Origin of the sequence: Amycolatopsis sp. (assembly GCF_035546795.1) — a bacterium.
In the GTDB taxonomy this organism is placed as follows: domain Bacteria; phylum Actinomycetota; class Actinomycetes; order Mycobacteriales; family Pseudonocardiaceae; genus Amycolatopsis_E.
The window spans coordinates 49,032-68,541 of the sequence record NZ_DASZWC010000039.1 but is presented as its reverse complement, the minus strand read 5'-3'; the positions used below and the strand labels follow the sequence as shown (position 1 = coordinate 68,541).

The 19,510-nt window shown below is 70.2% G+C and carries 22 protein-coding genes; 13 read left to right on the top strand and 9 right to left on the bottom strand.

Going from position 1 to position 19,510, the window contains the following annotated elements; all coding sequences use genetic code 11:
* Nucleotides 1–48 precede the first annotated feature (48 nt).
* The 7 genes from VHD82_RS22170 (at nucleotide 49) to VHD82_RS22140 (ending at nucleotide 6,902) form a co-directional block, all read left to right on the top strand.
* Nucleotides 49–918 (top strand): SGNH/GDSL hydrolase family protein, encoded by an 870-nt coding sequence (locus tag VHD82_RS22170; protein WP_325707023.1) that lies wholly within the window; start codon nucleotides 49–51, stop codon nucleotides 916–918.
* 63 nt (nucleotides 919–981) lie between these two features.
* A complete protein-coding gene (locus tag VHD82_RS22165; RefSeq protein ID WP_325707020.1) occupies nucleotides 982–1,536 on the top strand; it encodes a hypothetical protein in 555 nt (184 codons plus the stop codon).
* Nucleotides 1,467–1,946, top strand: a complete 480-nt coding sequence (locus VHD82_RS22160) for a hypothetical protein (protein ID WP_325707017.1) — start codon at nucleotides 1,467–1,469, stop codon at nucleotides 1,944–1,946. The genes VHD82_RS22165 and VHD82_RS22160 overlap by 70 nt, the downstream gene beginning before the upstream one ends.
* Before the next feature lie 38 nt (nucleotides 1,947–1,984).
* A complete protein-coding gene (locus VHD82_RS22155) occupies nucleotides 1,985–2,446 on the top strand; it encodes a MarR family winged helix-turn-helix transcriptional regulator (RefSeq protein ID WP_325707014.1) in 462 nt (153 codons plus the stop codon).
* A 56-nt stretch (nucleotides 2,447–2,502) separates the two neighbouring features.
* On the top strand, nucleotides 2,503–3,846 hold the full coding sequence (locus tag VHD82_RS22150) for an MFS transporter (protein ID WP_325707011.1): 1,344 nt from the start codon (nucleotides 2,503–2,505) through the stop codon (nucleotides 3,844–3,846).
* A 4-nt stretch (nucleotides 3,847–3,850) separates the two neighbouring features.
* Nucleotides 3,851–6,154 carry an FdhF/YdeP family oxidoreductase gene (locus tag VHD82_RS22145; RefSeq protein ID WP_325707007.1) on the top strand — a complete coding sequence of 768 codons (2,304 nt, stop codon included), beginning with the start codon at nucleotides 3,851–3,853 and terminating at the stop codon, nucleotides 6,152–6,154.
* A gap of 73 nt (nucleotides 6,155–6,227) precedes the next feature.
* On the top strand, nucleotides 6,228–6,902 hold the full coding sequence (locus VHD82_RS22140) for an alpha/beta hydrolase (RefSeq protein WP_325707004.1): 675 nt from the start codon (nucleotides 6,228–6,230) through the stop codon (nucleotides 6,900–6,902).
* A gap of 6 nt (nucleotides 6,903–6,908) precedes the next feature.
* On the opposite strand, the gene VHD82_RS22135 is transcribed toward VHD82_RS22140, so the two are convergent.
* Nucleotides 6,909–10,517, bottom strand: coding sequence for a CHAT domain-containing tetratricopeptide repeat protein (locus VHD82_RS22135; protein WP_325707001.1), 3,609 nt, complete (start codon nucleotides 10,515–10,517; stop codon nucleotides 6,909–6,911).
* Between the two features lie 95 nt (nucleotides 10,518–10,612).
* Between VHD82_RS22135 and VHD82_RS22130 the strand changes: the two genes are divergently transcribed.
* Both VHD82_RS22130 and VHD82_RS22125 read left to right on the top strand, forming a co-directional pair.
* A complete protein-coding gene (locus VHD82_RS22130; protein ID WP_325706999.1) occupies nucleotides 10,613–10,999 on the top strand; it encodes a hypothetical protein in 387 nt (128 codons plus the stop codon).
* On the top strand, nucleotides 10,996–11,943 hold the full coding sequence (locus tag VHD82_RS22125; RefSeq protein ID WP_325706997.1) for a hypothetical protein: 948 nt from the start codon (nucleotides 10,996–10,998) through the stop codon (nucleotides 11,941–11,943). Before VHD82_RS22130 ends, VHD82_RS22125 begins: the two co-directional genes overlap by 4 nt.
* 12 nt (nucleotides 11,944–11,955) lie before the next feature.
* On the opposite strand, the gene VHD82_RS22120 is transcribed toward VHD82_RS22125, so the two are convergent.
* The 4 genes from VHD82_RS22120 to VHD82_RS22105 all read right to left on the bottom strand — a co-directional run bounded on the left by VHD82_RS22120 (nucleotide 11,956) and on the right by VHD82_RS22105 (nucleotide 13,817).
* Complete coding sequence (locus VHD82_RS22120; RefSeq protein ID WP_325706994.1) at nucleotides 11,956–12,267, bottom strand: HigA family addiction module antitoxin; 312 nt, start codon at nucleotides 12,265–12,267, stop codon at nucleotides 11,956–11,958.
* Between the two features lie 21 nt (nucleotides 12,268–12,288).
* On the bottom strand, nucleotides 12,289–12,567 hold the full coding sequence (locus VHD82_RS22115) for a type II toxin-antitoxin system RelE/ParE family toxin (protein WP_325706991.1): 279 nt from the start codon (nucleotides 12,565–12,567) through the stop codon (nucleotides 12,289–12,291).
* A gap of 75 nt (nucleotides 12,568–12,642) precedes the next feature.
* Nucleotides 12,643–13,401, bottom strand: coding sequence for an SDR family oxidoreductase (locus VHD82_RS22110; RefSeq protein ID WP_325706988.1), 759 nt, complete (start codon nucleotides 13,399–13,401; stop codon nucleotides 12,643–12,645).
* On the bottom strand, nucleotides 13,398–13,817 hold the full coding sequence (locus VHD82_RS22105; RefSeq protein WP_325706985.1) for a VOC family protein: 420 nt from the start codon (nucleotides 13,815–13,817) through the stop codon (nucleotides 13,398–13,400). Before VHD82_RS22105 ends, VHD82_RS22110 begins: the two co-directional genes overlap by 4 nt.
* 70 nt (nucleotides 13,818–13,887) lie before the next feature.
* Here VHD82_RS22105 and VHD82_RS22100 point away from each other — a divergent pair, with 70 nt between their 5' ends.
* The gene (locus VHD82_RS22100) at nucleotides 13,888–14,586 is read left to right on the top strand and encodes a GntR family transcriptional regulator (RefSeq protein ID WP_325706982.1); all 699 of its coding nucleotides are present in this window, start codon (nucleotides 13,888–13,890) and stop codon (nucleotides 14,584–14,586) included.
* Here the strand turns inward: VHD82_RS22100 and VHD82_RS22095 are convergent.
* Entirely contained in the window at nucleotides 14,520–14,945 is a 426-nt protein-coding gene (locus tag VHD82_RS22095; RefSeq protein ID WP_325706979.1) for a MarR family transcriptional regulator, read from the bottom strand. The two genes, VHD82_RS22100 and VHD82_RS22095, sit on opposite strands and share 67 nt — an antisense overlap.
* Nucleotides 14,946–15,003: 58 nt before the next feature.
* Here VHD82_RS22095 and VHD82_RS22090 point away from each other — a divergent pair, with 58 nt between their 5' ends.
* Nucleotides 15,004–15,726 (top strand): SDR family oxidoreductase, encoded by a 723-nt coding sequence (locus VHD82_RS22090; protein WP_325706976.1) that lies wholly within the window; start codon nucleotides 15,004–15,006, stop codon nucleotides 15,724–15,726.
* Here VHD82_RS22090 and VHD82_RS36870 read toward each other — a convergent pair.
* Together VHD82_RS36870 and VHD82_RS22085 are read right to left on the bottom strand one after the other, a co-directional pair.
* Entirely contained in the window at nucleotides 15,723–15,812 is a 90-nt protein-coding gene (locus tag VHD82_RS36870) for an MFS transporter small subunit (protein WP_414637566.1), read from the bottom strand. The genes VHD82_RS22090 and VHD82_RS36870 overlap by 4 nt on opposite strands.
* Before the next feature lie 23 nt (nucleotides 15,813–15,835).
* Nucleotides 15,836–17,200: an L-lactate MFS transporter gene (locus VHD82_RS22085; RefSeq protein WP_325706973.1), complete on the bottom strand. Its 1,365-nt coding sequence runs from the start codon at nucleotides 17,198–17,200 to the stop codon at nucleotides 15,836–15,838.
* Nucleotides 17,201–17,310: 110 nt separating this feature from the next.
* Here VHD82_RS22085 and fdhD point away from each other — a divergent pair, with 110 nt between their 5' ends.
* Entirely contained in the window at nucleotides 17,311–18,153 is an 843-nt protein-coding gene (gene fdhD / locus VHD82_RS22080; protein WP_325706970.1) for a formate dehydrogenase accessory sulfurtransferase FdhD, read from the top strand.
* Between the two features lie 9 nt (nucleotides 18,154–18,162).
* Nucleotides 18,163–19,080, top strand: coding sequence for an alpha/beta hydrolase (locus VHD82_RS22075; protein WP_325706968.1), 918 nt, complete (start codon nucleotides 18,163–18,165; stop codon nucleotides 19,078–19,080).
* 6 nt (nucleotides 19,081–19,086) lie between these two features.
* Here the strand turns inward: VHD82_RS22075 and VHD82_RS22070 are convergent, their stop codons facing one another.
* On the bottom strand, nucleotides 19,087–19,488 hold the full coding sequence (locus VHD82_RS22070) for a hypothetical protein (RefSeq protein WP_325706966.1): 402 nt from the start codon (nucleotides 19,486–19,488) through the stop codon (nucleotides 19,087–19,089).
* Nucleotides 19,489–19,510 lie beyond the last annotated feature (22 nt).

Below are 19,510 nucleotides of genomic sequence, written 5' to 3'. Positions count from 1 at the left end.
CCCGATCGGGCGGCGACCGGCGGGGTATCACCGGTCTAGGAAAGAAACATGCGCGCACGCTGGAGCATCACCGTCGCTGTTCTCGCTGTCCTCACCATGCTGGCCTCGGCGTTCTCCGCCGATGCGGCCACTCCGCACTACTCCCGCTACGTCGCGCTCGGCGATTCCTACACCGCCGGGCCGCTGATCCCCCTGCAACGGCTTGATCCACTCGGCTGCTTCCGCTCGACGGCCAACTACCCCGCGCAGCTGGCACTCCGGCTGCTCACCCCCTCCTACACCGACGTGAGCTGCAGCGGCGCCGACACCGGCGACATGACGGCGACGCAAACCGTCACGCTGGGCTCGAACCCGCCACAGCTGAACGCGCTGCACGCCGACACCGATCTGGTGACGATCGGCATCGGGGGCAACGACGGAGCCGTGTTCGGCACCATCGTGGGCACCTGTCCCGGCCTGCGGGCCTCCGACCCGGCAGGCAACCCGTGCCAGCGGCATTTCACGGTCGACGGGGTGGACACGATCAAGGCCGAGATCACCCAGACCCAGGCCAACATCACCGCAGTGCTCGCCCAGATCCACGCCCGCGCACCGCGGGCGAAGGTGCTCGCGATCGGCTACCCGCGCATCGCGCCGCCCACGGGGACCTGCCCGGCCGTGCTGCCCTTCGCCGACGGTGACTACGCCTGGCTGAACAGCGTCGAGGAGGCGCTGAACACGGCGATCGCCAAGGCCGCGGCCGCCGACGGGGCAACGTCCTATGTGGACACGTTCACCCCGTCGCTCGGGCACGACGCCTGCGCCGGGCCGGCCGCGTGGATCAACGGTCAGAGCATCCAGCCGACAGCCGCGCCGTACCACCCGAACCTGCGGGGCATGACGGGGCTGGCGCGGATCGCCTACGCCGCTTTGAGTTGAACGCGGCCAGGTGCCCGGTGTGGGGAGTTTGTAACGAACAGCCTGGACTGTCGATCCATTCGCGTGACCGATGAGCTTCCCGAACCCCACCCCGAGCTGCGCGACCCCGACTGGCAGCGGCACGCCGAAAAAGAAGCGTGGGTGGACTACCGGCGCGACAGACGCCGGGCCAGACGCGCCAGACGCCTGACGATCGCCGCCGCGGTGCTCGTCGTCCTCGTCGGCGGTGGCTACGCCCTGGTGGAATGGGGCAAGACCACCGCCGACCACTACGACGGCGCCAGCACGGGCGCTGCCGCCGTCACCACGACCACGCCGACCGATCTCCCGGATTTCGGCCGCGTGGACCTGAGCAGGCCGTTCGACAACACCCCGGCGCAGAACTGGGCCGAGGGCATCGCCGGGCTCAGCACCCCGGCGCCGGCGAAGACTGGCGCGTTCTCCGCGCAGCAGGTCTCCTCCGCGATCGACAGCGTCAAGCAGCTGATCACGCTCGGGTTCCTCGATCGCGACACGCTCGAGACCACACCGACAAGTACCTCGCCCTGTTGCCGAAAGACCTGCGCGATCAGCTCGCGCCGGACCTCCGGCACCCCGACAGCGCGGCGCCCTACCTGACGACGATCGCCGATGGCTACCACCTGCTGCCGGTGTCGCCCCGGCTCAAAGGTTTCCTCACGATGCGGCCCGGTGAGACCGGCGAGCTCGTCCTGCATGTGAGCTTCGTCGTCGCCTACGCCTTCGATCCCGGGTCCGAGCCGGTCACCGGACCGTCGGAGATCGAGCCTTTCCTGCGCACGGAAGGGGATTTCGTCCTCCGCACCACCGCGGCGTTCACGAAAGCGAGCGCCGGGATGTGGCCGCAGGGGCTGGACGAATCCACCTGTCCGGTGGGCTGCGCGGACGCCGTGCGGGGCTACGTCTCCCCCGGGTTCACCGACCGCCAGTTCGACGGACCGTCGTATTCCGTCGAGCCGGGTGATTTCGATCCCGGCAAGCCGATGCCCGCCCAGGACGGCTGTCACTGAGATTGCCCAGGCCGGACTTCACAGTTTAGACTGTGTATATGGCTCGCGTATCGCAGGAAACCGCCCGGCTCGCCGGCGGGCTGCGCGGAGTGGTCGGGCAGCTGTCCCGGCGCCTGCGGCAGGTGGACAACGCCGAGGTGCTCACCCCGACGCAGTCCGCCGTGCTCGGCAGGCTGCACCGGGACGGCCCGGCGACCCAGACACAACTGGCGGCCGCCGAGCACGTCCGGCAGCAGTCGATGGCCGCCACCCTCGGCGTGCTCGACGAGCTGGGCTACCTCGAGCGCACTCGTGACCCCGACGACGGACGGCGCGTGGTGGTGGTGCTGTCCGACCTCGGCTCGAAGACCGTGCGCGGGGTGCACCGGCACCGCGAGGAGTGGCTGGCCGACGGGCTCGCCGGGCTCACCCCGGCGGAGCGGGCGACGCTGGCCCAGGCCATACCGCTGTTGCAGCGGCTCGCGGAGCACGAAGCCCGCGACAACACGAAGGAGCGCTGAGTACCACGTCGCAGCAGACCGCGACCCGAGTCCCCGTCCGATTCACGCCCCGCCTGGTGATCCCACTGGTCGCCGGCGCGGTGCTCAATCCGATCAACTCGACACTGATCGCGGTCGCGCTGGTGCCCATCGGGCACGCCTTCGGTGCCGGCGCGGAGCAGACGGCCTGGCTGATCACGTCCCTGTACCTGGCCACCGCGGTCGGGCAGCCGGTCGTCGGCCTCTTCGTCGACCGGTTCGGCGCCCGCCGGGTGCTGCTGGCCGGCGCGGTGCTCGTGATGATCGCGGGCATCGGCGGGATGCTGTCGTTCTCCCTCGACTGGCTCATCGGCGTCCGCGTCCTCCTCGGATTCGGTACCTGCGCGGGCTTTCCGGCCGCCATGGCGGTGTTGCGCAAACGCGCGGACGCCGCCGGGCAGGGCGTGCCGAGCCGGGTGCTGTCGGTGCTCGCGATGTCCTCGCAGACGATCATGGTGATCGGCCCGACCCTCGGCGGCGCGCTGATCGCGATCTTCGGCTGGCAGGCGATCTTCGCGGTGAACATCCCGCTCGCGGGCGCTTCCCTGCTGCTGGCCCTGTTGTGGGTGCCGAAGGACGATCCGGCGACGCTGACCAAGGCGCGGATCGACGTGCCGGGGATCCTACTGTTCGCCGCGACCCTGCTGACCGTGCTGCTGTTCCTGATGGCACCGGCGCTCGGCGACCTGTATCTGCTCGGTGTGGCCGTGGTGCTGGCCGTCGTCTTCACCGCCACCGAACTGCGCACCCGTAAACCGTTCATCGACCTGAAAATGCTCGGCGGCAACCGTCCGCTGCTACGCACGTACCTGCGCCAGGCGCTGGCGCTGCTCATCGTCTACTCGATCATGTTCGGCTACGTGCAATGGCTGGAAACCGCGCGCGGGATGAGCGAGTCCGGCGCGGGCGCGCTGCTGCTGCCGATGTCGGCGGTGGCCGTGCTGGCCGCGGCCTTCGGCGGGAAGCCCAGCGGCATCCGGGTCCGGCTGATCGTCAACTCGCTGGCGCTGCTGGCGGGTTCGCTGCTGCTGCTGGTCGTCGGTAACGGCACGTGGTTCGTGGCGCTCGTCGGCGTGGCCGCGGTGTTCGGCGTCGGCCAGGGGCTGACCAGTGTGACCAATCAGACTGCGCTCTACAGTCAGGCCCCCGCCGACCAGATGGGCACCGCGTCGGGGCTGTTCCGCACCGCGCAGTACCTGGGCGCGATCGGCGCATCCACCTTGATAGCACTGTGTTTCGGGAACCAGGCCACCTCGGCGGGCCTGCACCACCTGGCGTGGGCGCTGGCCGCGGTCGGCGTGCTGCTGCTGGCGGTGACGGTATTCGACAAGGGACTGCGCAAACCCCGGGTTGGAATCTCGGCGGCCGAAGACGCAGGATGACGGGGTGACCCGCAACGCACCCATCGAAGACATCGACGAGGGCTCCCTCGACGTCCACCAGCCGAAGAGCTGGGCCGCCGGGGTGCCCGGTGTGGCCGTTTCGCTGCTGCGCAGCGTCGAGCAGATGGGCACCGGCCGCACGGTGCGCACCCTGCGCCTGCTCAACCAGCGCGAAGGCTTCGACTGCCCCGGCTGCGCCTGGCCCGAGCCACAAGCGGCCGACGGTGAGCATCGCAAGCTCGCGGAGTTCTGCGAAAACGGCGCGAAGGCGGTGGCCGAGGAGGCCACGAAACGCCGTGTCACGCCCGAATTCTTCGCCGCGCACCCGGTTTCGGAGCTGGCGGGCAAGACCGACTACTGGCTGGGCCAGCAGGGCAGGCTCACGCATCCGATGGTGCTGCGCGACGGCGGCACGCACTACGAGCCCATCTCGTGGGAGGGCGCGTTCGGCCTGGTCGCGGAGAACCTCAAGGCGCTGGCGAGCCCGGACGAGGCGATCTTCTACACCTCCGGCCGCACCAGCAACGAGGCCGCGTTCCTCTACCAGCTGCTGGTGCGATCGTTCGGCACCAACAACCTGCCGGACTGCAGCAACATGTGCCACGAGTCCTCCGGCGCGGCGCTGACCGAGTCGACCGGCATCGGCAAGGGTTCGGTGAGCCTGGCCGACGTGCACAACGCCGACCTGATCGTGGTGGTCGGGCAGAACCCGGGCACCAACCACCCCCGGATGCTCTCCGCGCTGGAGGAGGCCAAGGGGCACGGCGCGCGGATCGTCGCGGTCAACCCGTTGCCCGAGGCCGGGCTGATGCGCTTCAAGAACCCGCAGAGCCCGCGCGGTGTGGTCGGCAAGGGCACCCCGCTCGCGGACGAGTTCGCGCAGATCCGGCTCGGCGGGGACCTGGCACTGTTCCAGGCGATCGGGCATCTCCTGCTGTCCTGGGAGGACGCCGCGCCCGGCACGGTGCTCGACCACGAGTTCATCGCGTCGGCCACGCACGGTTTCGAGGACTACGCCAAGCAGCTGCGTGAGCTCGACTGGACCGGGATCGACCGCGCCACCGGGCTTTCCCGCGACCAGATCGTCCGGATAGCGCGGATGATCGCGGACTCCGAGCGCACCGTGTACTGCTGGGCGATGGGCGTGACCCAGCACCGGCACGCGGTCGCCACCATCCAGGAGATCGCGAACCTGGCGCTGGCGCGCGGCATGATCGGCAAACCGGGCGCGGGGCTGTGCCCGGTGCGCGGCCATTCCAACGTGCAGGGCGACCGCACGATGGGCGTCTGGGAGAAGATGCCCGAACCGTTCATGGCCGCGCTGGAGCAGGAATTCGGCATCCCGGTGCCACGCAAGCACGGCTTCGACACGGTCGACGCGATCCGCGCGATGCGGGACGGGCGCGGCAAGGTGTTCTTCGGCATGGGCGGCAACTTCGCCGCGGCGACACCGGATTCGGAGCTGACCGAGCGGGCGCTGCGGTCGTGCGAACTGACCGTGCACGTGTCCACGAAACTCAACCGATCCCATGCGGTGCACGGGAAAACCGCGCTGATCCTGCCCACACTCGGCCGCACGGAACGGGATGTGCAGGCCGACGGCCCGCAGTTCGTGACGGTGGAGGACTCGATGTCCTCGGTGCACCCGTCCCGCGGGCGGCTGGAGCCGGCGAGCACACACCTGATTTCGGAGGTCGCGATCGTCTGCCGGCTCGCCCGCGCGGTGCTCGGCGAGGAGCACGCCGTGCCGTGGCGGGAGTTCGAAGGCAACTACGACCTGATCCGGGACCGCATCGCCCGCGTCGTGCCCGGCTGCGCCGACTACAACGCCAAGGTGCGGCAGCCCGACGGGTTCGTGCTGCCCCACCCGCCGCGCGATTCCCGCGAATTCCGTACCGGCACGGGGAAGGCGAACTTCACCGCGAGCGAGCTGGAGTTCCCGCAGGTGCCCGAGGGCCGCCTGCTGCTGCAGACCCTGCGCAGCCACGACCAGTACAACACCACGATCTACGGGCTTTCCGACCGCTACCGCGGTATCGAGGACGCCCGCCGCGTGGTGCTGGTGCACGCCGACGACCTGGCCGGGCTCGGCTTCGCCGACGGGGAGATCGTGGACCTCGTGTCGGAATGGGCGGACACCGAACGCCGCGCCGAGCGGTTCCGGATCGTGGCCTACCCGACCGCACGGGGCTGCGCCGCGGCGTACTTCCCCGAGGCGAATTCCTTGGTGCCGCTGGATTCCGTGGCGAAGAAGTCGAACACCCCGGTGTCGAAGGCGATCGTCATCCGGCTGGAGCATCGCTCCTGAACCCTGCGCTCGCACCGGGGTGGAACTCGCCGAAACGCCTGCGCTCGCCGGACGAACCGGGCACACTGCGATGATGCCGGACAACGATCGCATGCTCCTGCTCGGTTTCCACCCCGAAGACCTGCGCGTGATCCTCGCGCGCAACAACCCGGACGACGCGCGCCACGTCGTGGTCATCATCCCCGGTATCGGCCGGTCCCTGGACGAACACACCGGGCAGGCCGAAGACCTGTACCGCAAGGTCGCCGCGGGCCCGGACGACGACTCGGTCTCGGTCATCACCTGGGCCGACTACGTGGCACCCGAATCGGCGCGGGAGGCGAGGGACCCGGCATTCGCCGTCCCGGCGGCGCCGCGGCTCGCCAGTTTCCTCGCCGGCCTGCGCGTGACGGCGAAACAGTTCGGGCGCCACAAGAAGGCCGCCCGGATCGTGGTGGTCGCCCGTGGGTACGGCGGTCTCGTCGCGGGCCTCACCGGGCGGGACCACGGGCTCGACGCCGACGCGCTGGTCTTCCTCGGCTGCGCGGCCGCCGGGGTCGAGACGGCGAGCGAGCTACGGATCGGCGGCCCGGTCTACGCGACGCCCTCCGACGCCGGCGACGGCACTCCCCTGGGCATCCACGGGCCCCGGCCGGACAGCCCGGCGTTCGGCGCGCAGCCGTTGCGGCCCGGCCCGTTGTCGTTCCGCAGCGATCCGTTCGTCCGGTACCTGCCGTCGCTGCGCCGGATCATCCTCGACAAGGCCTGACGGCCGTCACGCGCCGAAGTGCAGATGCGAGGCCCACAACGACGGCGTGCCCGGATAACAGTCCCGCTGGGCACGGACGGCGCGATGCAGCGAATGCGCCGCCCGGCCGGGGTCGAGCGCGCCGTCGCCGGCAAGGCCGCGGTAGAAGTCCTCGGTGATCTCGACCGCGACCTCGTCGTCCAGCTCCCACAAAGTGCCGACAACCTGGGGAAATCCGGCCGCCTGCAGCGCGCCCGCCAGGTGCATCGCCTCGTCGAGCAGCCGCTCGCTGGGGTTCACCGCCGTGTGGCACGCCGACAGGTAGGCCAGCTGCGCACCGTCGAGGTTGACGGCCGTCAGGTCGCCGACGGTCAGCGGGTTCCGTTCGTGGTCACGCAACAGCAACCGGCTGCCCGCCGGGTTTTCCGCGTCGTAGCTGCCATGACACGCGAAATGCGCGAGCTGATGGCGCGGCAGCTCCGCCAGCACGCGATCCCGCTCCGGTTCGGTCAACGCGAGCGGACCGGGCAGGATTCCGCTCAGCAGCTCGGTTTCGGTCTGCACGTTGCGCAGCTCCGGCAGCCCTGGCGTGGCAGGCATGGCGACGATGAGCGAGCGGTCCGGGCGGACGCCTGCCGCCCGCCGTTGACGCGCGTGCCGGAGCGTACGGATCGTCGGGGTGTAGGAGGACACCACCCGATCCAGGACGGTCCGGCCGCTCGCCGGGTCGTCGTGATGGCCCGCGGCGTGCAGCGGCAGCAGGCTCAGGTACCCGCCGGGCGCCCACCAGCACCGGGGCCACGGCTCGCTGCCGACGGGCGTCCCGTGGTAGCCCAGCGCGTCGAGCACCGGGCCGGTGATGTTGTCCCACAACCATTTCAGGACGTCGGACAGCACGGCTTGCGCCGCGGCCCGGTCCGCCGCCGGGTCGTACGCTTCGCGCAACGCCACGTGGAAGGCGTTGACCTGATCGACCACCTCGGACGCGGTCACGCCCGGCAGGGGTAACGCGGCGATCCCGTCCGCCGTCAGCAGAAGTGCGCTGCCGCCGTAGGCCACGTTGAGCGTGACGATCGGGCCTTCACTCGCCGCGGCGCGTAGTTCGTCCGCGCTCGGGGGAAGAGCGAAGGAGGCGAAACCGTCCTGCTCCCGGATCTCGCGAAGCGCCTCCGCCAACTCCCCCGCCGCACCGATGCGATCGTCGTGGGTTTCGTCGTCAGCGTCCAGCAGGTCGCGCAGCGCGGTGAAGCGCGCCGCGAGGTCCGGATGCGCCTGCCGGAGGTCGGTCAGGTCGCCGCGGGTGTCGAGAAGTTGGCTCAACAGCACCGCGCGTCCGGCTTCGAGCAACGAAAGCGCGCGCTGGGCCCGCGCCGCGGGCGGGCGATCCGTTGCGAGCAAAGCCATTGCGGCGGCATCGTCGGTGAACCCCGCGGCAGGCAGGGCGTCCCGCTGCTCCCAGTGACGCATCCGGCGTGGCGCGACTTCCGGGATCAGGTGCACCGCGGTCTCCAGCAAGGCGGCGGCGAGCACCGGATCTTCGGTACCGGGCACGCGTTCTTCGACAGCCAGCCAGGCGCCGATCCGCGCGCCCCGGATGCGCAGGCTCGGCGACGCCGTGGCGCAGTTCGCGAGTTCCATCGCGGTTCGGAGTGCTTCGGCCCGGTCGGCCTCCACATCCGCATCGCGAAGGCGGTGGATCCGGAATCGCAGCGCTTCGGCAAGGGCCAGCAGCCATTTCGGCCGGGAGAAGTCATCGTCCTCAGCCGCCGCGAGGGCCTGACGCGCCGCCTCCACCGCCTCGGTGACGTCGGCCGGGTCCCGATGCAGCTCGAAACGGGTGCGCAGCAAGCCGGAAAGGTTCGCCCACGCCTGCACCCGCTCGCCCTGCTCCCGCGAGAGCCGGGTCGCGCGACGGCCCATCTCGACGGCATCGTCGAGTTCCGCCCCGGACCCGTCGCGCTCGAACCGGAGCTTGCGGGTGTCGCTGACCGACGCCAGGTACAGCGCGTTGCCAGGGTCGAGCGCGAGGGCGCGCTGGCCGGTTTCGAGCGCTTCGTCGAGGTCCGAAGCCTTACCTGCCACGACAAATCTCACCTTGAGCGCGTAGCTGAGCGACGCGAGGCCCGGCGCGTCGCCGGCCAGCTGCCGCCGCACCCGGATCGCCTCGTCCACATCGGCCACCACGGTGGTCCATTCGAACCGCCGCAACAGATACGCGGACAGCAGGCGCAGCACCTCCGCTCGGCCCGGCTCGTCCTGAGCCGTCCGGTCGTTCCAGATTCCCGTTGCCCGCAAGCGGATGTACGGACGTTCGCGGCCCGGCGGCGGCGCCGCGGCCGCTTGGCGGACGAGCTTGATCGCCGTGTCGAGGTCATCGAGGTCGCCGACGACCCGCGCCCGCTGGTCGAGCACGTGCGCGAAGTTGAGCAGCACACCCGGCGGGAACTCCGGCTCCGCCCCGCGTGCGATGCTTGCGGCCTCGTCCAGGTCGCCTCGCGTGCCGCTGCGCGAGAAGCGGTTGAACAACACCGCGCAAAGGTCCGAAAGGCAGTAGACGCGGTCGGCGCCGCTCGCCGCGGCCTCCCGCGCCAGCTCCACCGCTTCGTCGAGATCTCGCGGGTTCTTGGTGCGGCCGAAGCGATCCAGCAACGCGAAGACGAGCCCGGACAGGTCCTCGCCGCGCTCGGGTCCATCGGCCAGATCCGCTGCCGCGGCCTGCCGGTTCACCGAGATCAGCTCGTCGAGGTCCGAAGCCGGGCCGCCGTGCTCGAAGCTCTCCTGCAACGCCTTCGCGAGGTTGATCAGCACGGCCGGTTGATGAGGGTCGTTCGCGGCTGCCCGCCGGGCGGTCTCCGTTCCCTCCGCCAGATCTCGCGGCTCACTCGTCGCGTCGAACCGCGTCAGCAATGAGCCACTCAGGTTCGTCAGCGCGGCTGTCAGCCTGGCTTGATCCACCGCGGCCGCAACAGCACGGCGCCCGGCGGCGACGGCCTCGTCCAGATCCGCCGAGTCGTGGGTTTGCTCGTAGCGGAGCTTGAGCGCCGCGCACAGATTCAACAGATACGTGTCGAGCCCGCGATCCTCGGAGCCGAGCCGGACAGCCTGGCGAAGGACGCTCAGCGCGACTTCGAGATCCTGCTGAGCACCGGCCTGCTGGAACCGCGTCAGCAGCGCGGCGCCGAAAACGGACAGCCGCTGGGGCAGATCCGGGTGCCCTTCCGGGGTCGCGGCCAGCGCGTGATCGAGACTCGCGAGCGCCCGCGCGAACAGCTCGGTGTCGCCGCTCAGCCTCGCCTGCTGGAGCGCGGCGGCCAGCTCGGGCACGGCCCGGTCCGCGAGCGCGGGCAGCAGTGGCGCGGGAAACTCCAGGTGGCCGATCAGGGCCGCGGCCACGGTGAACAGACCCAGGGCTTCTTCGGCCGCGGTTTGCCGTTCCGCTCCGGACAACGCCTCGGCCTGGTGCCACCGCAACCAGCCCAGCAGATACCAGGCTTCGGCGTCCGGCGGGTTCTCGCTCGCCAGATCCGCGGCCACCGCCAGCACGCTGGGCGCAAACGCTTGCGACGGATCAGCCGAATCCCGGATGCGCCGGAGGAACTCGCCGAGCAGCTCGATCAGGTCCTCGCGGCGCCCCATCCCGTTCCTTTCTTGTGGCGATCATGTTTCAGCGTACGATTACCGCGTCTCACGGCGCTGGGGATCGTGGGAATCACCAGTTCCGGGGGAGGCCAGTGGGACGCGCGAACAGGTCCAGGGAACAGATCGCGGACGCCGTCGCCTATGTCTGCGAAAACGCCGGCCCGCTGCGCGCCTCGCTGGCCGGCTCCACCGCCGAGCAGCATTTGGACGAACTGCTGGCCGCGCTGCGCGACGGCACGGACCCGGCCGAACTGCTCGAATCCGTGCATCGCGGGCTGCGCCAAGCAGGTGATGCCCTCGGGGTTTTCGGCCGCAACCGGGACGCGACGACGCTCGCGGGCCTCGAGCGAAACCGCTTTCACGAGCCGGTGCTGTTGTGCCCCCGGGCCGCGCACGCGTGTACCCGCTTCGCCTGGCCGGACCACAGCGCGGTTTGCGCCGTGACCGGTTCGCCACTCCGACGCGCGACGCTGCCATGACCGGGATTCTGGGCGGTTTCGGCGGTCAGCTCGGCAAAAGCCTCGCCGACAAGTGGCTGGGTCTGCTGGCCTTGCCCGGGGCGTTGTTCCTCGCGGTCGTGGCGGCTGCTTACGCGCTCGGGCAGTCCCATGCGCTGGATGTTCCCCGGCTGGTCCGTCAGGTCACCGGCTGGGCGCACGCGCCGGTGGTCGGCACCGTGGGCGGCCAGGTCGTGCTGCTGCTCGCGGCGCTCGCGATGTCAGTGGTGGTCGGGCTCGTGGCGCGCGTTCTCGGGTCCGCGATCGAGCGGGTGGTGCTCGCGGCAGGCTGGCATTCCTGGCCACGCTTGGCGCGCGCGTTCGCCAGGCGCGGCACAGAGGCCCGGCGCAAGCGGTGGGACGAGGCACACCGGGACTACAGCGCTCGCTGGGCCGAAGCGGCACAAGCGATGGCGCTGGACCGCGAACTCGACCCCGAAGCCCGGCACGCCGCGCTCCGCGCCAGGACGTCGATAGCAGTGGAACGCCCGGATCGCCCGACGTGGAGCGGTGACCGGATCAACGGCGTCGCGGTGCGGCTCGAGCGGGACCACAGCCTCGACCTGGCGCTCGTGTGGCCGTACCTGTGGCTGCTGCTTCCGGAGCAGGAACGCACCGAGATCACCGCCGCACGCACCGGCATGACGCGCGCTGCCGAACTCGGCGCGTGGGCGGTGTTGTTCGCGCCGGTGATCTACTTGTGGTGGCCCGCGGCGATCGTCGTTGTGGTGCTCGGAATCGTCGCGCGCGGACGCACCCGCACCGCGACGGACACCTATGCGCGGCTGGTCGAGGCCGCGGTCCGGCTGTATGCCCGGGATCTGGCGCAGCGCCTGGGAATCGAGTGCGACGGCGCCCTGCCCGCCGATGCCGGGAACCGCTTCGACGAACTGCTCAACTCCGCGCCCCCGCCCGAGATTTCGTAGCCGACGCGGCGGTCAGGCGGTAAGGAGTTTGCCCTCGTCCAGCGGGTGGATGTCGGCCAGTTCCCCGCCGATCTTGTCCCGTTCCCGTTCCAGGTCGTAGCGGGCCTGCAGCGAAACCCAGAACTGGGCGGTCGTCCCGAAGAACCGGGCCAGGCGCAACGCGGTGTCGGCCGTGATGCCGCGCTTGCCGTGCACGATCTCGTTGATCCTGCGCGGCGGCACGTGGATTCGCGTGGCCAGCCGGTGCTGGGTGATCCCCGACGGCTCCAGGAATTCTTCGGCCAGGATCTCGCCGGGGTGGATCGGTGGCAGCTTCTCGCTCATGGTGGTGTCCTCCGGTGCGGATTAGTGATAGTCGCAGATCTCCACGTCCTCCGGGCCCGCCTCGGTCCAGCGGGAGCAGATCCGGTATTGATCGTTGATACGGATACTGTGTTGTCCGACCCGATCACCGTGGAGCGGTTCCAGCCGGTTGCCGGGAGGCGCGGTGAGGTCGGTCAGGATCGCGGCCGCGTTGACCATCTCCAGTTTACGGCGCGCCACGCGTTCAAAGGCTTCGAAGCGCTTGACGCGGCTCCGATCCCAGAGCTTGCGGGTGTCCTTGTCCGCGAACGACCTGATCACACCCGCAGAGTGAACGACTCGCGTTAATAACGTCAAGCGTTATACCGTCTGCCCGGCCAACGCGCGACACACCAGTCAGGTCCGCAGATGCGACGCCCCGTTGAGATCCAGCACAGCGCCGGAAGCCCACGTCGACCCCGGCTCGGCGAGGAACACGATCGCGTCCGCGATCTCCCGTGGCTCCGCGACCCGCCCGAACGGGCTCTGGGCCCGCAACTCCACGCCACTCTCGCCCGCCAGCTTGTGCCCGACGCGATCGGTGGCGATGAACCCGGGCGCCACCGACGCGACCGAAATCCCGTGCGGCGCAAGGGAAACGGCCAATGACTGGCCGAACGCGTGCAGCGCGGCCTTCGTCGCCCCGTACGCGGGATAATCCGGCTCGCCCCGGAAAGCGCCCCGGGAACCGACGTGCACGATGCGCCCCGCGACACCGCGCGCGATCATGTGCCGGGCCACCCGGTAGGTGAGATCCGCGGTGCCGAGCAGGTTCACCTCGACCATCTGCCGCCAGACCTGTTGCCACTGCTCGAAACCCGTGCCGGAGACCGGGTGCGCGTTGTCCGGGCCCGGGGCGACGGCCGCGTTGTTCACGAGCACGTCCACACCGCCGAGCGACTCTTCGGCCGAGTCCGCGATCTCGGTCGCCGCTGTGGCCAGATCGCCTTGCGCGAGCGCATGTCCGTCGCCCGGCAGCACGGCCAGCGTGGCCTCCGCCGCGGCACGGTCGGAGTGATAGTGCACCGCCACCCTGTCCCCACGCTCGGCGAACGCCAGCGCGACGGCCCGGCCCAGCCCGGCCGCCGCGCCGGTGACGAGTACCCCGCGGCTCATTTGGCGAACAACTGCGACTCATCCCGGAAAGCCTTGAACTCCAAGGCATTCCCGGCCGGATCGTGCAGGAACATGGTCCACTGCTCCCCCGGCTCACCGGCGAAGCGCTGGTACGGCTCGATCACGAACTCGGTGCCCGCCGCGCGCAGCTTCCCGGCCAGCTCCTGGAAGTCCGCCACCGACAGGATCAGCCCGAAGTGCGGCACCGGCACGTCGTGCCCGTCGACCGGATTGCGCCCGGATTCGTTGCGGGCGCCCGGAACCACGTGCGTGACCACCTGGTGCCCGTGGAAGTTCCAGTCCACCCAGGCCGTGTCCGAGCGCCCCTCGGGCAGCCCGAGTACCCCGCCGTAGAACTCGCGGGCGCGGGCCAGATCGTCGACCGGGATGGCCAGGTGGAAACCGGGGCGGGTCATCAGGCGGCTCCTCTGCGATTCGGATAACCCCAGCTTGACCTGGGCACACCGCTAATGTCAACATTCGGACATGGTGCGACCGGCGCAGCGTCGCGGGCTTGCGGAAGAAGCGGCGGACCGCGTCCGCGAGGAGATCTTCAGCGGCCGGATCCCGCCCGGCAGCGCGCTGCGCGAGGTGGAACTGGCGGCGTCGCTGGAGGTCAGCCGCGGTTCGGTGCGGGAAGGGCTGGCGCTGTTGCAGCGCGAGGGCCTCGTGCGTTCGGTGTGGCACAAGGGAACCCGGGTCATCGAGCTGACCGAGGCCGACGTCGAGGAGGTCTACGCGGTGCGCGCCGCACTGGACAGGCTGGCCGCGACCACCGCCGCCGGGCACGCCGCCGACGAAGACCTCGACAAGCTGGACAGGCTGGTGGGCGCCATGACGGCCGAGGACGACGGCCCGCGGCTACTCGCGCTCGACATCGACTTCCACGAGGTGGTCTACCGCGCCGCCGGCAACCGCCGATTGCTCGAAGCCTGGCATGCCGTGCGTTCGCAGGTGTATCTGTTCCAGTCACACCGCATCCGGCTCGGGCACGACCGCTATCAGGCCCGCGTGGCGCACGAACACCGCGAACTGGCCGAGCTGATCCGCGCCGGGGACACCGAGCGGCTCGCCTCCGTCGCCGAGGAGCACGTGCACTCGGCGCGGCGTGCGCTGCTTCAGGGTTTGGCGGCGCCCAGCAACCGGACCAGAAGAGCACGGTCCTCAGTGGACAGTCCCGCGTAGCGTTCCTCGACCCCGTCCGCGAACTCGGCACGGATCCGCCGGCGCAGCGCCTCCCCTTCGCCGGTCAGCACGATGCGGCTGACCCGCCGGTCCTGGGGATCCGTTTCCCTGGCCAGGTAGCCGCGCCGGACCAGCCGGTCCACGATGCCGGTCACGTTCGTCTTGTCGCAGCCGAGCATCGTAGCCAGCTCGCCGAACGAGGGCTGCTCCCTGGACAGCACGCAGAACAGCTGGGTCTGCTGACTGGTCAGCCCCAACCGCCGCGCGATCTCGCTGTAGAGCGCACTCGACTCGCGATGCACGAGCGCCATCGCGCCGGCCAGGTCCCGATCCGCCATGCCCTCCAGCTTAGTTGACATCCTCGACCAATTTAGTCCATGATCTCAACTATCGACGATCTCGACAAAAGGGGCCGACATGACCGTCGCACTCGTCACCGGCAGTTCCCGGGGTATCGGCCGCGCCATCGCGCAGCGACTCGCCGCCGACGGCGCCGACCTGGTGGTGAACTACCGCACCGACCGCGCCGCGGCCGACGAGGTGGTCGCCGGGATCGAAGCCAAGGGTGGCAAGGCGATCGCCGTGCAGGCGGACGTCGCCGACCCGGGTCAGCTGCGCGGGCTCTTCGACGCCGCCGAACGGTTCGGACCGCTCGACGTCCTGGTCAGCAACGTCGGGGTCGCGAGGTTCGCGCCGATCGCCGAGGCCTCCGACGAGGACTTCGACCTGGTCTTCGCGACCAACACCCGCGCCACGCTCGGCGTGCTGCGCGAAGGCGCGAAGCGGGTGCGCGACGGTGGCCGGATCATCTCGATCTCCAGCGGCGCTGCCGTCACGCTCCGGGTCGGCGGCGGGGTGTACGGCGCCAGCAAGGCCGCCTCCGACGTACTGGTCCAGACCGCGGCGAAGGAACTGGGCCCGCGCGGCATCACCGTCAACAGCGTGCGCCCCGGCTCCACCCGCACCGACGGGCTCGAATCCGTGATGAGCGCCGAACGCCTGCGGCAAAGCGCCGAGGCCACGCCGCTGGGCCGGATCGGCGAACCCGGGGACATCGCGGACGTCGTCGCCTTCCTCGCCTCCGACGACGCCCGCTGGATCACCGGCCAGATCCTGCACGCGGGCGGCGGCCTTTTCTAGCCCCCGAAGAGCTGGACCACTTTGAGGATCAACTCGTACAACCCCCAGGCGAAGGGGACCCCGACCCAGAGCCACGCCAGGGTCATCAGCCAGGGACGCCGGCCCTCGTTCATTCCGCCTCCTCGGCCGCGGCGACGTCTTGCCGCGGCACCGGCTCGTGGTAGCGCTCCTTGACCGGCCGAACCAGCTCGTTGGCGATGAACCCGGCCACCAAGAGCCCGATCATGATGTAGAACGACGTCGTGTACAGGTCCGGCCCCTGCTTGCCCGCCCGCTTCTGGCTGTCCGCGATCGCGTTCACGATCAGCGGCCCGAGCACCCCGGCCACCGACCACGCGGTGAGCAGCCTGCCGTGGATGGCACCGACCTGGAAGCTGCCGAACAGATCCTTCAGATACGCCGGAATAGTGGCGAAACCCGCGCCGTAGAAGGAAAGGATCACCATCGCGCACAGGATGAAGACCACTTTGGACGAGTTGCCGGTGAGCGCGATGACCAGGTACAGCACCGCACCGATGCCCAGGTAGCACCGGTAGATGTTCTTGCGCCCGATGACGTCCGAAGTGGAAGACCAGACGAACCGGCCGAGCATGTTCGTCAGCGAGAGCAGCGCGACGAACCCGGCGGCGGCCGCGGCGCCCACCGGGACCGGGGTCTGCTTGAAGAAGTCGGTGATCATCGGCGAGGCCTTCTCCAGGATGCCGATGCCCGCCGTCACGTTGAAGCACAGCACCACCCACAGGCACCAGAACTGCGGCGTCTTGAGCGCGTTGGCCGCCGAGACGCTCGCGGTCGTGATGAGCATGTTGCCGTTCGCGGCCGGCGGCTCCCAGCCCCGCGGTTTCCAGTCCGCGGCCGGCACCCGGATCAGGAACACACCCAGCGACATGAACACCGCGTACACCACGCCGTGGATCAGGAACGCGGTGGCGATCCCACCGGTGCCGGTGCCGAAGGTCGCCAGCAGCTGGCTCGACCACGGGGACGCGATCAGCGCGCCACCGCCGAAGCCCATGATCGCGATCCCGGTGGCCATCCCCGGCCGGTCCGGGAACCACTTGATCAGCGTGGACACCGGCGAGATGTAGCCGATGCCCAGCCCGACCCCGCCGATCACCCCGTAGCCGAGCACGACCAGCCAGTACCGCGAGGTGGCCGCGCCCAGCGCGGAAACCAGGAACCCGCTGGAAAAGCACGTCATCGACACGAACATCGCCCACCGCGGGCCCTTGCGCTCGACGAGTGTGCCGCCGAACGCCGCGGACAGGCCCAGCATCACGATGGCGAGCTGGAACGGGAGCGCCGACAGCGTGCCGGTGAGCCCCAGGGACTTCTCCAGTGGCGGCTTGAACACGCTCCACGCGTATGCCTGGCCGATCGCGAGGTGCACCGACAGGGCGGCGGGCGGGATGAGCCAGCGACTCCAGTTCGCGGGCGCGACGGTGTGCGCACGGTCCAGGAAGGTGACGGCCACGGTGACGCTCCCCTAGGCTGGTGATTGAGAGTGCAATCTAGTACCGAAAGCCTGTCGGCGCACCAGTCATTTGTGGAACTTTCGGACAGCATTTTCGGGAGGGAACGGACATGGGCCGCGTTACCGTGCGACGACCGGTGAGGATGCTTTCGGCGAACGGGCAGCGCCGCCGGCCGGACTCCCTCGCGGCCGAGGAGCCGCTGGAGATCCGCGTCGGCGGGAAGGCGCTGGCGGTGACGATGCGCACCCCCGGGCACGACGTCGAGCTGGCGCACGGCTTCCTGTTGTCGGAGGGCGTGCTCGGGTCACCGGAGGACGTGTTCGCGGCGCGCTACTGCGACGGCGTGGACGACCAGGGCCGCAACACCTACAACGTCCTGGACCTCACGCTCGCCGAAGGCGTCGCCCCGCCCGAGACAGGCGTGGAGCGCAACTTCTACACGACCTCGTCCTGCGGGGTCTGCGGCAAGGCGGCCCTGGACGCGGTGAAGCTCAAAACCCGTTTCCCCCCAGGCGATTCCCCGTTCTCGGTGACCCCGGAGGTCCTGGCCGGCCTGCCGGACAAGCTGCGCGCGAAGCAGCGGGTGTTCGCCAGCACCGGTGGCCTGCACGCCGCCGGTCTGTTCACCGAGAGCGGTGAACTTCTCGCGGTGCGTGAGGACGTCGGCAGGCACAACGCGGTGGACAAGGTGCTCGGCTGGGCGTTGCTGGAGCACAAGGTGCCGCTGGGCCAGGTCGGGCTGCTGGTGTCCGGCCGCGCGTCGTTCGAGCTGGTGCAGAAGGCCGCGATGGCGGGGATTCCTTTGCTGGCAGCGGTTTCCGCGCCGTCCTCGCTGGCGGCGGAGCTGGCCGAGGAGAACGGGATGACCCTCGTCGGGTTCCTGCGCGGGGCGAGCATGAACCTCTACACCGGAGAGCATCGGGTGCTGGAGGCGGCCACCGCCTTGTCCTGAGCTGGTTCAATGAACGCTGTGGATCAGGAGGGGACGCGGCCGCGACGCTTCAGCCGGCGGTCGCTGCTGATCGCGGGGGCTTCCGGGCTGGGCATAGCCGGGATCACGGCGGGCACCGCGACGGGTGCGCTGCCGTTCAGCGAGGCCGTGCAGCGCGCGCTCGGCGTCACGTCGACCACGCCGGTGAGCCAGCTCGGGGTGGCGAAGGTCGAGCGGGTGTTCTCGCAGGCGCGCAACCGCGAGGTCGATCTCGTCACGCTGCTGCCGAGCAAGAACCCGCCGAAGAACCTGCCGATGTCGCTGCTGCTGCACGGGCTGCACGGACGCGCCCGCACCGCCGCGCCCACCGGCACGCTGGCCGAGCTGAGCAGCCAGGTGGCGCGGCACGCGTCGCCCTCGTACGGGTTCGTCGCGGTCGACGGCGGCGACAACTACTGGCATCAGGCCCACCCCGGTGACGATCCGATGGCCATGCTGCTGGAAGAGGTCCCGCAGTGGCTCAAGCGGCGCGGCCTCGGCGGGACGGACGGGCTGCCGTTCGCGTGCACCGGGATGTCGATGGGCGGGTTCGGCGGGCTGCTCTACGCGCGCCGCCGGGCCGAACGCCGCCAGCCGGTCGGCGCGCTGGCGCTGCTGGCGCCGGCGCTCATCCTGTCCTGGACGGAAATGGCCAAGCGCGGCATCTTCCGCGACGAGGCCGAATGGGCGTCGATGGATCCGCTCAAGCACCTCGACGCCACCGCCGGTGTCCCGATGGCGGTGTACTGCGGCACCGAGGACTCGTTCATCGACGGCGTGCGGCAGTTCATGGCCGCCACCCACCCCGCCGTGGCGTACACCGCACGCGGCAAGCACGGCGATTCGTTCAACCGGACCGTGGTGCCCAGCGTGGTGAGCTTCGTCGGCAAGCACGTGCCGCAGGCCTGAGGCGGCTCAGCCGACCCACGTGCCGACGACCGACAGGAACCAGAACCCGACCACGACCGCGGCCAGCAGCGTGGACGACCAGATCACCAGCAGCCTGTCCGACGAAGCCACCCGCACCCGGCGCAACGCGTAGTACGCGACGGCGAACAGCGGGATCGGCAACAACGGCAACGCGGAAAGCCGCACGCCGGTGGCGACGACACAGACAGCGGTGAGCACGATCAGGACCACCTGGACACACCGGTGCACGAGCGGATCGCTCAGGAACGGGGTGATGATCCGGTAGGTCAGATCGCTGATCCCGCGCACGTCACCCCGGCCTTCCGGGACGACCTTGTCCTCGCCACCGGCCTCGGCCGTGGTGCCGTTCTCGGCATCCTGGCGGGGACCAGCCCCCTCAACGCTCATCCGGCTAGCTTATCGAGCCCGG